Source organism: Halomonas aquatica (assembly GCF_040196335.1).
In the GTDB taxonomy this organism is placed as follows: domain Bacteria; phylum Pseudomonadota; class Gammaproteobacteria; order Pseudomonadales; family Halomonadaceae; genus Halomonas; species Halomonas aquatica.
The window spans coordinates 126,658-141,737 of sequence record NZ_JBEGCJ010000004.1 but is presented as its reverse complement, the minus strand read 5'-3'; the positions used below and the strand labels follow the sequence as shown (position 1 = coordinate 141,737).

Here is a 15,080-nt window from a genome sequence, read left to right as displayed (position 1 = left end):
CCATGACGGATTTACCCCTGACGCGCCCGCTGCGCGAACAGCATGCCGGGCTTCGCAGCGGCAAGCTCACCGCCACCGCCCTGGCCGAGGCCTCCGTGGAGGCCAACCGAACCCGCGGCCAGCGGGATCATGCCTACCTGACTTGGAACGGCGAGGTCGCCATGGAGACGGCCAGGGCCACCGATCGCGTGCTGGCCAGTGGCGGTGACACGGGGCCGCTGATGGGGGTGCCGGTGTCGATCAAGGACATCTATGCGGTACCGGGGCTGCCGACCTATGCCGGATCCGCGCGGCGGTTGCCGCGAGACTGGGAAGCGCCCGGTCCCATGGTCTCGGCGCTGCTGCGGCAGTTGCCCAGCGTGATGGGCAAGACCCATACCGTGGAGTTCGCCTTCGGCGGTCTGGGCACCAATGCGCACTGGGGGGCGCCCCGCAATCCCTGGGATGCGCTTCATCATCGGACACCCGGTGGGTCCAGTGCCGGTGCCGGGGTGTCGCTGGTCAACGGCACGGCCAGTCTGGCCCTGGGAACGGACACGGCAGGCTCGGTGCGTGTGCCTGCCGCGATGACCGGCGTGGCGGGTCTCAAGACGACGGTCGGGCGCTGGTCGACGGCGCAGATCGTGCCATTGTCAGCCACGCTGGACACGCCGGGCTTGCTTGCCCGCAGCGTCGACGATCTGGCCTTTGCCTTCGATGCGCTGGATGGTGCCCTGACGTCGCGATCCCACCGCGTACTGGCGCGCCCCTCACTTGCCGACCTGACCTTCGGGGTTCCGGAGGCCTATTTCTGGGAAGAGTGCAGCCCTGGCATCGCCGAGTGCGTTCAGGCCGCCATTCGCCAGCTCGAGGCCGCAGGGGCGCGCATCGTGACGCTTGATCTGCCCCGAACCGATGAGCTTTTTACCCTATTTCAGCAGGGCGGGCTGGCGGCGGTCGAATTGGCCGCCTTCCTCAAGACCCAGTTACCCGAGGCCATCGACGGTCTGGATCCCAATGTGGCGGCGCGGGTCAAGGCAGCCGACAGCATCCCCGGCTGGGAATATGTGCGTCGCTGTGACGTGCTCAAGTCACTGTCGGCAAGTGCCGCCGAGTGCCTGACCCGCGTCGATGCCCTGTTGACCCCGACCGTCACGTTGACGCCGCCTACCCTGGAGAGTCTCGAGCCGGAGGGGGCCTATGCCAAGGCCAACATGCAGGCCCTGCGTAATACCGTTGTGGGCAATTTCATGGGCCTCTGCGGGCTGACATTGCCCGTTGGCAAGGATGATGCCGGCATGCCGGTGGGCCTGCAGGTGCTCGCCGGGCCCTGGCAGGACGCGCGGCTGCTGGCCATCGGGCGCGCCATCGAGCACGAGCTGGGCAACGCCCTGGAATGTCTCGGCATGCCTCCCTCGCCCTGATGTCGTTGGCCGTCTAAGCGTCGCTCTAGACCCGGCCTCAGCCCCGCTTGAGCTTGAGGACCTCGGCCACGCGGTAGCTGCCTCGGTAGAGCGTGAACTCGACTTCCCGTTGGTCGGCGCCGTACATGGCCATCCGGTCGGCGAGTTCATTGCCTTCAACTCCGGCGTGGCCCTTTACGTGGGCGATGGTGACCGCCGATTTCAGGCTTTCGTAGAGCTCATGGGTGGGCTGGATGATCTCCGGGTTCTTGATCGGCCCGCCATCGGCCTTCTTCCAGCCACGTTTCTTCCACCCGCCGGCCCATTTGGTGATGGCGTTGATGGTGTAGGTGGAGTCGCAGTGGATGCGCACGGAGGCACCCTTCGCGACCTCGTCCCTGGCCACCTGCAGTGCCTGGAGGAAGGCGTTCAATTCGGCCGTGTTGTTGGTCCCCCGGGAGGTGTGGAGCCCATACCAGAGCTCGGCGAGGGCCCCCTGGCGGTAGATGGCCATGCCCGAGCCGGCATCGCCGGGATTGGGCTCACAGGCTCCGTCACAGTAGATCTCGATATCGAAGCGCTGGGCCGGTTCGCCAGGGGTGCCCCTTGCCCGCGACGTCGGGCGACGAGTCGTGCCGCCCTCCGAGGCCCCCGAGCCTGCCTTGTCCGATGCCTTGGGCTGCTTGGCTGGCGCGGGTCCCCTTGGACCCTCGGCAAACGCGCCTTCGGCTTCCTCTCGGGAGGGGTATGACTTGTAGCGGGCCTTGGGATAGCCCTTGACCTGGCGGTTGCACTCGTCCCAGGTGCTGAAGATCCCGGTCTGCCGTCCGACCCAGACGACGTAGAACTTTGGGCCTTTCCTTGCTGCCATGCGGCGCTCCGTGGTGGTGATCGTCGATGTCGCACGTCCTGAGCCCTGTGCGAGCCCCCTCGGTCGCTTCCCCCGCCTCTCGGGATGGTGTGCCCGGGAGGCCCGTTCGGGGAAGGAATGTCGCTTTATGTATAGTTGATGACACTCTGTGTCGAATCGATGGCGGGGGATGGCCGCACATATGCCGTCATGTTCTCATCGAACCACACGAGGCCGAATATGAACTGCCAAGTCATCCTGACCTGGGCCGTCACCGCCGAGGCCTGAGGCCCCGGCCCGAGCCGGGCGAACATGCCAGGGCCCTTACCAGGGGTGCCGCCTCGTGCCGCCGTCCAGTGCGACAACGAAACGCCCCGGCCTGATGCCGGGGCGTTCTCGTGTCCGGGCCATCAACCGCTCAGGGCTGTCCCCGCTCAGGGCTGTCCCCGCTCAGGGCTGTCCCCGCTCAGGGCGCGATGCTCTGGCTGGCATCAGTGAAGCCCATCAGGGAGATGTCCACATCCATGCGGTTGCCGCGGGGGCCGACCAGGCTCAGAGTCGCGCTGGTGCCGCCGCGCAGCTCGCTCAGCAGCGATGGCGGTACCGCCAGGTCAGCGCGGCAGCCCTGCTGCATGCAGACCTGGTAGGGGAACTGGGCCGGCTCACCGCCCCCCACGCTCAGTTGCAGGCCCGCGGCGAGGCGCACGCCCAGCGGTAGCAGGAAGGTCATCGCCGGCCGGCCCTCGAGCTCGGGCGGATAGCCCATGATCAACCGCATCAGCGGGTCGTTGCTGTCCGGGTTGGTGACCAGCTGGCTCATGGTGCAGGGGCCCTGGCGGCCCGCGGGCGGGCAGAGCACCTGCCAGTCACGGAACTGCTCCACCCTGACATCGGCTCCGGCGGCGCCCGTGGTTGCCTGCTGGGCGAAGGCCATGGGGGCGATGGCCAGCAGCGACAGCAGGGCGGTCATGCACAGGCGTCTGGTGAGACGGTTCGACATCGGTGTTTTCTCCTCGGCCTCGATGGCCATGAACGCTCGGTGAGTCTTGGCTCCCGGGTCTTCGTCGCCGCGCAGGGAAGCAGGCGCACCTGCGATGGCGAGAATCCCGAAACGAGAGCACAACCATGCCTGTTCGAGTGCTCGAGGTCGAGCCCGGAAGCCGCCCGGGCGGGCCTTACCTCGCCGGGTGATTGCCCCGGTAGGGGGGTGGTGACACCATGCGGATGAGAATACCGATAGCCACCACAACGAGCCTGCCATGACCGTCGAGACCGTTACTCCCCCGCGCCGATTTCGCGGCAGGCCCCGTGGCCGCGGTCTTCCCCCGGTGGCGCTGGCGGCCCTTCGCCTGCTGCTCGGGGACGAGCGCCTCGACCCGGGACTCCGGCGGCGCGACCTGCTCATCGAGCACCTCCACGCGCTCCAGGACACCCATGGCTACCTGTCGATGGTGGAGCTTCGTGCGCTGGCCGCCTACATGAACCTGCCCATGGCGGCGGTCTACGAGACCGCGACCTTCTATGCCCACTTCGACGTGGTGCATGACGACCAGTCGCCGCCGCCAGAGATCACGGTGCGGGTCTGTGATTCGCTCTCCTGCCAACTGGCCGGGGCGGCGACGCTCAAGGCGCAACTGGAAGCGGGACTCGACCCGCAGGCTGTGCGGGTGTTGCGTGCGCCCTGCATGGGGCGTTGCGATACCGCGCCGGTCGTCGAGGTGGGGCACCATCACGTGCTGTTCGCCACCGCAGAGGGCGTGGAGGCGGTGGTGGATACCGGCCACCATCACCCCGAGGCGATCGTTTGGCAGCGCCTGACGGATTATTGCGCCCAGGGCGGCTACGAGCTGCTCGCCGACTGTCGCGAGGGACGCATCACGGTCGAGGCGTTGATCGACGAGCTCGAGAGGGCCGGGCTGCGCGGCCTGGGCGGGGCGGGCTTCCCGACCTTCAAGAAGTGGCAGTCGGTGCGTGAGGCCCCGGGCCCGCGCTACTGCGCGATCAACGCCGACGAGGGCGAACCCGGCACCTTCAAGGATCGCCACTATCTCGAGGGGTCGCCGCACCGCTTCCTGGAGGGTGCTCTGGTCAGCGCCTGGGCGGTGGAGGCCTGCGCCCTCTATATCTACCTGCGTGACGAGTACCCCGGCTTGCACCGGGTGCTGCATGAGGCGATTGCCGAGCTCGAGGCCGAAGGCCTCACTCCGCCGGGCTACATCGTGCTGCGTCGCGGGGCCGGCGCCTACATCTGCGGCGAGGAGTCGGCGATGATCGAGTCGCTGGAGGGCAAGCCCGGCAAGCCACGCCACCGTCCGCCTCTGGTGGCCCAGGTGGGCCTCTTCGGCCGCCCGACCCTGGTCAACAACGTCGAGACGGTCACCTGGCTCCCGCTGATCCACGAGAAGGGCGCCGAGTGGTTCTCCGGCCACGGCCGGCACGGCCGGACGGGCCTGAGGAGCTTCTCGCTCTCCGGGCGTGTCCGGCGGCCCGGCGTGCACCTGGCGCCCGCCGGCATCACCCTGGCTGAGCTCGTCGAGGAGTACGGCGGCGGCATGGCCGAGGGCCACCGACTCGCCGGCTACCTGCCGGGCGGGGCGTCCGGTGGCATCCTGCCGGCGAGCAAGGCCGATATCCCGCTGGATTTCGACACCCTTCAGGAGGAAGGCTGCTTCATCGGCTCGGCGGCCGTCATCGTGCTCTCCGACCAGGACGACCTGCGCGCCGTGGCCACCAACCTGCTGGCCTTCTTCAGTGACGAATCCTGCGGCCAGTGCACCCCGTGCCGGGTCGGCACCGAGAAGATGCTGGCCCTGGTCGAGCGCGACGAATGGCGGGTCGAGGAGCTTGAGCGGCTCTCCCGGGTGATGATGGACGCCTCCATCTGCGGGCTGGGCCAGGCGGCGCCCAACCCGGTGCTGGGGCTGCTCAAGGACTTCCGCGACGAGCTCGCCAGCCAGCAAGTGATCGTCAAGGGATAGGGGAGAGGACCATGAGCGACGAGCGAGTCAACGAGAGCTTCACCCTGACCCTGGATGGCGTGGACGTGACTGCCCACTCGGGCGAAACCCTCTGGCAGGTGGCGAAGCGCGCCGGCGAGACCATCCCCCATCTGTGTTTCCGTGACGCCCCCGGCTACCGCAGTGACGGCAACTGCCGCGCCTGCATGGTGGAGATCGAGGGCGAGCGCGTGCTGGCGGCGAGCTGCCTGCGCGAGGCCCGCCCGGGGATGGTGGTGAACAGCGCCAGCTCCGAACGTGTCCGGGTCGCCCGCGAAGGCGTCATGGAGCTGCTGGCCGCCGACCAGCCCGGCCGCGACGACGGGCCCGACCGCTCGAGCCACTTCTGGGCGATGGCCGATCAGCTTGCCATCGATGCCACCGCGGCCCGCGAGCGTTGGCCGGCGCGAGCGGCTCCGACGGTTCACCATGTTCATCCTCCCGAGCACGCCCATCGGGCGTCCCCCCGCCATGACGCCAGTCATTCGGCGATGCACGTCAACCTCGACGCCTGCATCGCCTGCGGCCTCTGCGTGCGGGCCTGCCGCGAGGTGCAGGGCAACGACGTCATCGGCCTGGCCCACCGGGGGGCGGCGGCCAAGATCGTCTTCGACTTCGATGACCCCATGGGCGACAGCACCTGCGTGGCCTGCGGCGAGTGCGTCCAGGCCTGCCCGACAGGCGCGCTGATGCCGGCCACCCTGGTCGACGAGGCCGGCCGTGGCGACTCGGCGGCGGCCGATCGCACCGTCGACTCCGTCTGCCCCTATTGTGGGGTCGGCTGCCAGCTCACTTATCACGTCAAGGACGACGCTATCCTGCACGTCTCCGGCCGCGACGGGCCGTCGAACCAGAACCGGTTGTGCGTGAAGGGTCGCTTCGGCTTCGACTACCCGCGCCATGCCGCGCGGCTGACCGCCCCGCTGATCCGCCGGCCCGGGGTGCCCAAGGGGCTCGACCCCGACTTCGATCCGGCCGACCCGAGCACCCATTTCCGCGAGGCCAGCTGGGAGGAGGCGCTGGACGCCGCCGCCGGTGGGCTTACCGCGCTCAAGGCCGCCCATGGCCCCAAGGCGCTGGCCGGCTTCGGCAGTGCCAAGTGCTCCAATGAGGAGGCCTGGCTGTTCCAGAAGCTGGTGCGTACCGGCTTCGGCAGCAACAACGTCGACCACTGCACGCGGCTCTGCCACGCAAGCTCCGTGGCGGCGCTGATGGAGTGCCTCGGTTCCGGGGCGGTGACCGCGTCCTTCATGCAGGCGCTCGAGGCCGACGTGGTGATCCTCACCGGTTGCAACCCGGCGGTGAACCATCCGGTGGCGGCCACCTACTTCAAGCAGGCGGCGCGCCGGGGCACCCGGCTGATCATCCTCGACCCGCGCGGCCAGGTGCTGGATGCCTACGCCAGCCTCAGCGTTCGCTTCACGCCGGGGGCCGACGTGGCATTGTTCAACGCCATGCTCAACGTGATTGTCGCGGAAGAACTGTATGACGACGCCTACATCGCCGAACACACCGAGGGCTTCGAGGCCCTCAAGGCGAGCGTCGTGGACATGACCCCCGAGGCGATGAGCGAGCTGTGCGGGGTGGCGCCTGAGACGATCCGCGACATCGCCCGGCGCTATGCCACCGCCGAGCGGGCGATGATCTTCTGGGGCATGGGCATCTCCCAGCACACCCACGGCACCGACAACGCCCGTTGCCTGATATCCCTGGCGCTGGCCTGCGGCCAGACCGGTCGCCCGGGCACCGGCCTGCACCCGCTGCGCGGCCAGAATAACGTTCAGGGCGCCTCCGATGCTGGTCTGATCCCCATGGTGCTGCCGGACTACCAGCCAGTGGGCGACGCCCAGCTGCGCGCCGCCTTCGAGGAGCTCTGGGCCACGCCGCTTGACGATCAGCCGGGGCTCACCGTGGTCGAGATCATGGGCGCCATCCACGCCGGCGAGATCCGCGGCATGCTGATCCAGGGCGAGAACCCGGCGATGTCTGACCCGGACCTCCACCACGCCCGTGGGGCGCTGGCCAGGCTCGAGCACCTGGTGGTGCAGGACCTGTTCGTCACCGAGACCGCCCAGTTCGCCGACGTCATCCTGCCGGCCTCTGCCTGGCCGGAGAAGGACGGCACGGTAACCAACACCAATCGTCAGGTGCAGCTCGGCCGTGCCGCCGTGGCGCTGCCCTTTGATGCCAGGCCCGACTGGTGGATCCTCCAGGAGATCGCCCGGCGCTTCGGGCTGGCCTGGGACTATGCCCACCCCCGCGAGGTCTTCGCCGAGATGAAGCTCGGCATGGCCTCGCTGGATCACATCTCCTGGGCGCGCCTGGAACGCGAGGGCTCGGTGACCTATCCCTGTCCCGCCGACGACACCCCAGGGGCGGACGTGGTGTTTCATGATGCGTTCCCGCGCCAGGGCGGCCGCGCCCGCTTCTCGCCGACCCGGCCGCTGCCGCCGGACGAGCCCGTCGACGCGGCCTATCCGACGGTGCTGACCACCGGGCGGCAGCTGGAACACTGGCATACCGGCTCGATGACCCGGCGCAGCCGGGTGCTCGATGCCCTGGAGCCGGAGGCGGTGGCCAGCCTCTCGCCGGGTGAGCTCGACCGGTTGGGCGTGGCGCCCGGCGCGCCGCTGACCATCACCACCCGGCGCGGGACCATCACCCTGAGGAGCCTGAGCGACCCGGCGATGCCGGACGGCATGGTGTTCGTGCCTTTTTGCTACGCGGAGGCCGCGGCCAACCTGCTGACCAACCCGGCGTTGGACCCCTATGGCAAGATCCCCGAGTTCAAGTACGCCGCCTGCCGCCTGAGCCGAGCGGACGAAGCGCTTGCCATGGCCCCTGAGGGCCCGGCTGCCACGGGTCACGGCCTCGTCTGAGGGGCCGCCGCGTCTTCAGGTGCTCTGGCCGACCAGGAGCTTGAAACCCACGTCGTGCTGGCGTCGCGTCACCGGCTGATGGTCCAGACGTCTCAGTACCTGTTCCGCCGCCCGCCTTCCCATGGCCTCACGGGGTGACTGAATGGTAGTCAGGCGCGGTGTGACGTGCTGCCCTAACGGCAGACCGTTGAAGCCGGCGATGGCGATATCCTTGGGCACCCGCAGGCCAAGGCGCTGCGCATGGAGCAGGGCGCCGGTCGCCAGGTCGTCGTTGGCGAAATGGATGGCCCGTGCGTCGGGAAACTCCTTCAGGACTCGGTCGAGTCCGGCGGTCCCCGCTGCCAGGCTGCCCAGCTGGTCGAGCTCGATCAGGGGAGCCTCCAGACCGGCCGCTTCCAGTTCATGGCGATGCCCCGAGAAGCGCATGTCGGCTCGGTAATCGCCGTCCATGCAGGCCCCCACGTAGACGATCGAGCGATAGTCCCGTTCCAGCAGGTGGCGGGCCATGCAGCGCCCGGCTTCATGATGGTCGAGCCCGACGTTGAGGTCCAGGGCCTCCCCCAGCTCCATCACTTCCATGATCGGCTTGTCCCAGTGGCTCAGCAGGGTGCGGCAGGCCTCGCTGTGACGCAGCCCTGCCGTGACCAGCGCCGAGCAGGACCAGCCGAGGAACGTCCTGACCAGCTGGTGTTCCCGTTGCAGATCGTAATCGGTGTTGCCAAGCAGCATCTGGTAGCCCCGGGCCTCGAAGGTTTCTTGAAGGCCCTTGATCACCTCGATGAACACCACGTTGGACAGGGACGGGACGATCACCGCGATGAATCGGGAACTGGAGGTGGCCAGGCTGCCGGCGACGAGGTTGGGCACGTAACCGACCTTGTCGACCGCGTCGAAGACCCGCTGGCGCGTCACCCCGTTGACCCGTTCGGGCGTATTCAAGGCACGGGAGACCGTGATGGAGGAGACCCCGGCCGCCTCGGCGACATCCTTTAGGGTGGGTTTTGCCGAGCCACGCCTGTGCCGTGTCCTTGAGGTTTCCTGATTAGACATTGGTCTCGTCCTTGTCCACTGGGCTTGCCGCTGGGAAATCACTCGTATAGAACTATGTTAGCGCTAACATGACAGCGCTACCATCACGATTTACAGGGCCATCGGGAGATCGAAAGGTGAGCGACATTTCCGCAAGCACGCCTCGCATCGGGGTCATCGGCCTGGGGGCCATGGGCATGGGCACGGCCACCGCGCTGCTCGAGCAGGGCATGACGGTAACGGGCTGTGACGTCTCCCCTTCGGTCCGCCGTGCCTTCGAGCACGCGGGCGGTCAGTGCGCCGCCACCCCTGCGGAGCTGGCGGCGCACTGCGACATCGTGCTCCTGGTGGTCGTCAATGCCGACCAGGTCGAGCAGGTCCTGTTCGGTGATCAGGGCCTGGTAGGCCACCTTGCCGAAGGCAGCGTGGTGCTGCAGTGCGCCACCGTCGCCCCCAGCATCGCTCGTCGGCTCGGAGAGCGGCTGGCCAAGGCCGGGATCGAGATGCTCGATTCGCCGATCAGCGGTGGGGCGGCCAAGGCACGGGCTGGCCAGCTGTCGGTGATGGCGTCCGGAGCCCCGGCCACTTTCGACAAGGCCGCCGCGGCCCTCGACGGCATGGCGGCCACCGTCTATCGTCTGGGTGACGAGGTCGGTATCGGCTCGAGCATGAAGCTCGTCAACCAGCTGCTCGCCGGCGTGCATATCGCCACCGCCGCCGAGGCCATGGCCTTGGGCATCCGCATGGGGCTGGATCCGGATACCGTCTATGAGGTGATCACCCACTCGGCGGGCAACTCCTGGATGTTCGAGAACCGGGTGCCCCATATCCTCAAGGGCGATTACACGCCGCTCTCCGCCGTCGACATCTTCGTCAAGGATCTCAACATCGTCCATGACACCGGTCGCGAACTGGCCATGCCGACCCCGGTGGCGGCCAGTGCCCTGCAGCAGTTTACGGCTGCCAAGGGGGCTGGTTTCGGCCGTGAGGATGACTCCTCGGTGATCAAGGTCTACGAGCGGCTGTCTGGCATCGTGCTGCCCGAGCCGGCCAACGACGACGAGGTGTGAGCATGGGAATCGTGCTGGGCGCCATCGCCGACGACTTCACCGGGGCCACCGATCTGGCCAATAACCTGGTGCGCAGTGGCATGCGCTGCGTGCAGGTCATTGGCGTACCGGATTCGCCGCTGGCGCTGGAGAACGTGGATGCCGTGGTCGTGGCGCTGAAGTCCCGCTCCTGCCCGGTGTCCCAGGCCGTCAGCGAGTCCCTCGCGGCCCTGGAATGGTTGCAGGAACAGGGGGCCCGGCAGTGCTTCTTCAAGTACTGCTCGACCTTCGATTCCACCGATGAGGGCAACATCGGGCCGGTCAGCGACGCCCTGCTGGATCGCCTCGGTGCGGCGCAGACCGTCATGGTTCCGGCGTTCCCGATCAACGGTCGCACCGTCTACCAGGGCCATCTCTTTGTCGGGGACCGGCTGCTCAACGACAGCGGCATGCAGCACCACCCACTCAATCCCATGCGCGACGCCGACCTGGTGCGGGTGCTGTCTCGCCAGACCCCCCTGACGGTCGGGCTGGCGGCCCGCGGGGTGCTGGCCGAGGGTGCCGAGACGACCCGTCGCCACCTCGATGCGCTACGCGCCCAAAAGGTGAGCCATGTGATCTGTGACACTATCGACGAGCGGGACCTCGAGGTGATCGCCCAGGCCGTGGTCGACCTGCCGCTGGTGACCGGGGGCTCCGGCCTCGGCCAGGCGCTGCCCGAGCAGTATCGCCGTCGAGGCTGGCTTTCCGAGGTGGCTGAGGCGGGGCGCCTGGCCCCCTCGGGGGGCCAGGCCCTGGTCCTCTCTGGCAGCTGCTCACGGGCGACGCTTGGTCAGGTCGATCGCTTCCTCGCGCATCATCCCGGTTATGCCCTGGACCCGCTGTCCCTCGCCGAGGGCTCGTCGCATCTGCAGCAGGCCTTGGATTTCGCACGCGAGCGGCTGGCAGGCGGCGGACCCGTTCTGATCTATGCCTCGGCCGACCCCGAACGGGTCAAGGCCGCCCAGGCGGCCCTTGGCACTGAGCACGCCGGTCGGCTGGTGGAGAAGGCGCTGGGGCATCTGGCCACCCGGCTGGTGGACGAGGGCGTGGGTCGCCTGGTGGTGGCTGGCGGCGAGACTTCCGGAGCCGTGGTCTCGGCGCTCGGCATCCGCACCCTGCGCATCGGCGAGCAGATCGACCCCGGTGTGCCCTGGACCCAGGTCCCGCTGGAGGGCGACCGCCCTCCTCTTTCCCTGGCGCTCAAGTCGGGCAACTTCGGTGGCCCCGAGTTCTTCACACGAGCCTTCGAGGTGCTGCCATGAGCGCTCACGCCATCAATGTGATGCGCGATCAGATCGCCACCCTGGGCCAGTCCCTGTTCGACCGCGGCCTGACCATGGGCTCCAGCGGCAACATCAGCGTGCGCCTGGAGGATGGCGGATGGCTGATGACGCCCACCAACGCCTGCCTGGGACGCCTCGATCCGGCGCGCATCTCGCGACTTGACCGTGACGGGCGGGTGCTCGACGGCGACAAGCCGACCAAGGAGCACTTCCTGCACACGGCGATGTACGAGGAGAGGCCCCAGTCCGGTGCCATCGTCCACCTGCACTCCACCCACTCGGTGGCCGTGTCCTGCCTGCCCGATGTGGACCCCTGTGATTGCATTCCGCCGCTTACCGCCTACTACGTGATGCGCGTGGGGCGCTTGCCGCTGATTCCGTATCACATCCCGGGCGACCCGAGCCTGGGGGATGCCGTGCGCGGATTGGCCGGCCGCCACAGTGCGGTGCTGTTGGCCAATCACGGCCCGGTGGTCGCCGGAAAGTCGCTGGAAGCGGCCGTCTATGCGACCGAGGAGTTGGAGGAGACCGCCAGGCTGTTCCTGTTGCTGCGGGGCCAGAATCCGCGTGGCCTGACGCCCGAGCAGGTCGCTGAACTCGAAGCGCGCTTTCCGCGCGACTGAGCCGATACCGAGTGAGGACCCATCATGATCCGACTGGCCGCCAACCTCAGCATGCTGTTCACCGAGCATGACTTCCTCGACCGCTTCGCGGCGGCGGCCGACGCCGGCTTCCGCGGTGTCGAGTATCTGTTTCCCTATGCCTACTCCGCCGAAGCGCTGCGCACGGCACTGGATGAGAACGGCGTCGAGCAGGTGCTGTTCAACCTGCCGCCCGGCGACTGGGAGGCCGGAGAGCGCGGCCTGGCCAGCCTGCCTGGTCGCGAGGACGAGTTCCGGGATTCCATGGTCGAGGCTCTGCACTATGCCGAGGTCCTGGGCTGTCCCCGCGTGCATGCCATGGCAGGGCTGCTGCCCCAGGATGCCGATGCCCGAATTCAGGCCGAAGCCCGTGAGGCGCACCACGCCACCTACCTGTCGAACCTGCGCTTCGCCGCCGAGGAGGCGGCCAAGGCCGGACGCGAACTGCTGATCGAGCCGATCAACACACGTGACATGCCGGGCTACTTCCTGTGCCGGCAGGACCAGGCCGTAGCGGTGCTCGAGAGCGTGGGCGCCGACAACCTTCGCCTGCAGTTCGATCTCTACCATTGCCAGATCATGGAAGGTGACCTGATTCGCCACCTCGAGAGGCTGTTGCCCCACATCGGCCATGTGCAGATTGCCGGGGTGCCCGAGCGCCATGAGCCCGATATCGGCGAGGTACATTACCCTGCGGTGCTAGAGCGCCTCGAGGCCCTGGGCTACCGCGGCTGGGTCGGCTGCGAGTACCGCCCAGCCCATGGCACCCGCGAGGGACTGGGTTGGGGAGAGCCCCACGGCCTGGTGAGCTGAGCCGCCCATGTCATCCACTAACGCCATTCACTAACGCCAACCCGCAAGCGAGAGCACCATGCATATAGCGATCACCGGCGCGGCCGGCTTTCTCGGTCAGCGCCTCGTCGCCCAACTCCTCGACCGCGGCGAGCTCGATGGCGACGCGATCCGCCGCCTGACCCTGGTCGACCAGGCCGAGCCGCCCGTAGTCGCCAAGGAAGGCGTCGAGATCCGGTCCCTGGCCCTGGACATCAGCACCCCGGGGGCCCTGGACCCGGTGCTGGAGGCTGGGCCCGATGTCATCTATCACCTGGCTGCGGTGGTCAGTTCGGCGGCCGAGGCGGACCTCGATCTGGGCATGCGGGTCAACTTCGACGCCACTCGGGCCTTGCTGGAGGGCTGTCGCGCCCACGGGTTGTCCCGGACCCGCCTGATCATGGCCAGTTCTGTGGCGGCCTATGGGGGTGAGCTGCCGGCGGTGCTCGACGACATGACTGCGCTGCACCCCCAGAACTCCTATGGCGCCCAGAAGGCCATGAGCGAGCTGCTGGTCAACGATTACAGCCGTCGTGGCCTCGTCGATGGTCTGGTGCTTCGGCTGCCCACCATCGTGATCCGCCCCGGACGCCCCAATGCCGCGGCCTCGAGCTTCGCCTCCAGCATCCTGCGCGAGCCGTTGAACGGCGAGGAGGCCATCTGCCCGGTGCCCACCGACCTAGAGCTGTTCGTAATGTCTCCGGGCCGGGTAGTTGATGCCCTGATCCATGGCGCCGGGGTGTCGGGCGAGGCCCTGAGGACCTTCCGCGCCTTCATGCTGCCGGGCATTACCGTCAGCGTCGCCGAGATGCTCGAGGCGCTGCGCGAGGTCGCCGGTGACGAGGCGCTGGCCCGTGTTCGCCATGAACCGGACCCTCGCATCGAAGCCATTGTCGGCAGCTGGCCGGCTCGTTTCACCAACGAACGCGCCCGCCAGCTGGGGTTCAAGAACGACAAGGATTTCCGTGAGATCGTCGAGGCCTTCCTCGGCGAAAGAGCCTGATCCCGGGACGACCTAGCCCGGGATTCTTCCCAAGCGTGTCAATGCAAAATGAGGTAACAACAATGAACGCCACTTTCACACGCCGCAGCCTGGTTACTGCCATCACCAGTGTCACGACCGCCGCACTAGCCATGGGGGCGCTCAGTGCCCAGGCGGCCCAGACCGTCAACCTGGGCCATACCCTCTCCGACAGCTCCCACTACTCGGTCGGTGCCGATGCCTTCAAGGAGACCCTTGAGCGTCTCAGCGACGGCGAGTTCGAGGTCGTGGAACATCCCTCCGGCGCCCTGGGCGGAGAGCGCGCCATGATCGAGGGCCTGCAGATCGGCACCGTGGACGTGGTGATCACGTCCACCGGCCCGCTGGGCAACTTCGTGCCGGGGACCTATGTGCTCGACCTGCCGTTCCTGTTCGCGGACTATGACGAAGCTCGCTGCGTGCTGGACGGTGAAGTCGGTCAGGATCTGCTCGACAAGATGGGCGAACACAACCTGGTGGGCCTGGCCTGGAGCGAGAACGGATTTCGCCACATGACCAACAGCAGGCGGCCGGTCACCTCCCCGGCGGACGCCGAGGGTCTCAAGATTCGCACCATGGAGAACAAGGTGCACATGGAGGCCTTCGAACAGATGGGTGTGAGTCCGACGCCGATGGCCTTTCCCGAGGTGTTCACCGCCCTGCAGCAGGGCACCGTGGATGGCCAGGAGAACCCCATCACGGTGATCGTCGCCACCAAGTTCTGGGAAGTGCAGGATCACCTCTCGCTGACCGGGCATGTCTACTCGCCCGCCGTGGTGCTGAGTTCGCCGATCCTGATCGACGGGCTCTCCGAAGAGGAGCGCAGCTGGTTCGACCAGGCCGCTCAGGCCTCCGCCGCGGCCACCCGCGAGGAAGTGTCCCGTCTCGAGCGTGATGGCGTGGCGCTGTTGCGCGAGAACGGCATGACCGTGAATACGGAGATCGATAAGGGTCCGTTCCAGGAAGCCGTCAAACCCGCCTACCAGATCTATACCGACCAGTACGGCAGCGAGATGCTTGACCGCGTGCGGGGCAGCGACTGCTGATCCGCTGAACCGACTCCCCGGCACCCCGCTT

At 67.8% G+C, this 15,080-nt stretch carries 12 protein-coding genes; 9 read left to right on the top strand and 3 right to left on the bottom strand.

The genetic code is table 11. From position 1 onward, the window contains the following. The first annotated feature begins 2 nt into the window (after positions 1–2). On the top strand, positions 3–1,403 hold the full coding sequence (locus tag ABE960_RS09655) for an amidase (protein WP_349762055.1): 1,401 nt from the start codon (positions 3–5) through the stop codon (positions 1,401–1,403). 37 nt (positions 1,404–1,440) lie between these two features. On the opposite strand, the gene ABE960_RS09650 is transcribed toward ABE960_RS09655, so the two are convergent. Continuing rightward, complete coding sequence (locus ABE960_RS09650; protein ID WP_349762054.1) at positions 1,441–2,253, bottom strand: ribonuclease H family protein; 813 nt, start codon at positions 2,251–2,253, stop codon at positions 1,441–1,443. Positions 2,254–2,698: 445 nt separating this feature from the next. Continuing rightward, positions 2,699–3,232, bottom strand: a complete 534-nt coding sequence (locus ABE960_RS09645) for an invasion associated locus B family protein (RefSeq protein WP_349762053.1) — start codon at positions 3,230–3,232, stop codon at positions 2,699–2,701. A 259-nt stretch (positions 3,233–3,491) separates the two neighbouring features. On the opposite strand from ABE960_RS09645, the gene ABE960_RS09640 reads away from it, so the two are divergent. Both ABE960_RS09640 and fdhF read left to right on the top strand, forming a co-directional pair. Next, a complete protein-coding gene (locus ABE960_RS09640) occupies positions 3,492–5,210 on the top strand; it encodes an NADH-ubiquinone oxidoreductase-F iron-sulfur binding region domain-containing protein (protein ID WP_349762052.1) in 1,719 nt (572 codons plus the stop codon). Between the two features lie 11 nt (positions 5,211–5,221). Then, positions 5,222–8,107, top strand: a complete 2,886-nt coding sequence (fdhF, locus tag ABE960_RS09635; protein ID WP_349762051.1) for a formate dehydrogenase subunit alpha — start codon at positions 5,222–5,224, stop codon at positions 8,105–8,107. 15 nt (positions 8,108–8,122) lie between these two features. On the opposite strand, the gene ABE960_RS09630 is transcribed toward fdhF, so the two are convergent. Beyond that, positions 8,123–9,157 carry a LacI family DNA-binding transcriptional regulator gene (locus ABE960_RS09630; protein ID WP_349762050.1) on the bottom strand — a complete coding sequence of 345 codons (1,035 nt, stop codon included), beginning with the start codon at positions 9,155–9,157 and terminating at the stop codon, positions 8,123–8,125. A gap of 116 nt (positions 9,158–9,273) precedes the next feature. Between ABE960_RS09630 and ltnD the strand changes: the two genes are divergently transcribed. The 6 genes from ltnD (at position 9,274) to ABE960_RS09600 (ending at position 15,049) form a co-directional block, all read left to right on the top strand. Continuing rightward, positions 9,274–10,206, top strand: coding sequence for an L-threonate dehydrogenase (gene ltnD / locus ABE960_RS09625; RefSeq protein WP_349762049.1), 933 nt, complete (start codon positions 9,274–9,276; stop codon positions 10,204–10,206). Between the two features lie 2 nt (positions 10,207–10,208). Continuing rightward, positions 10,209–11,489, top strand: coding sequence for a 3-oxo-tetronate kinase (gene otnK, locus ABE960_RS09620; RefSeq protein WP_349762048.1), 1,281 nt, complete (start codon positions 10,209–10,211; stop codon positions 11,487–11,489). Further along, positions 11,486–12,133 carry a 3-oxo-tetronate 4-phosphate decarboxylase gene (gene otnC / locus ABE960_RS09615; protein ID WP_349762047.1) on the top strand — a complete coding sequence of 216 codons (648 nt, stop codon included), beginning with the start codon at positions 11,486–11,488 and terminating at the stop codon, positions 12,131–12,133. The genes otnK and otnC overlap by 4 nt, the downstream gene beginning before the upstream one ends. A gap of 24 nt (positions 12,134–12,157) precedes the next feature. Then, the gene (gene otnI, locus ABE960_RS09610) at positions 12,158–12,964 is read left to right on the top strand and encodes a 2-oxo-tetronate isomerase (RefSeq protein WP_349762046.1); all 807 of its coding nucleotides are present in this window, start codon (positions 12,158–12,160) and stop codon (positions 12,962–12,964) included. A 58-nt stretch (positions 12,965–13,022) separates the two neighbouring features. Next, entirely contained in the window at positions 13,023–13,985 is a 963-nt protein-coding gene (gene denD / locus ABE960_RS09605) for a D-erythronate dehydrogenase (RefSeq protein WP_349762045.1), read from the top strand. Between the two features lie 62 nt (positions 13,986–14,047). Further along, entirely contained in the window at positions 14,048–15,049 is a 1,002-nt protein-coding gene (locus ABE960_RS09600; protein ID WP_349762044.1) for a TRAP transporter substrate-binding protein, read from the top strand. Positions 15,050–15,080: the final 31 nt, after the last annotated feature.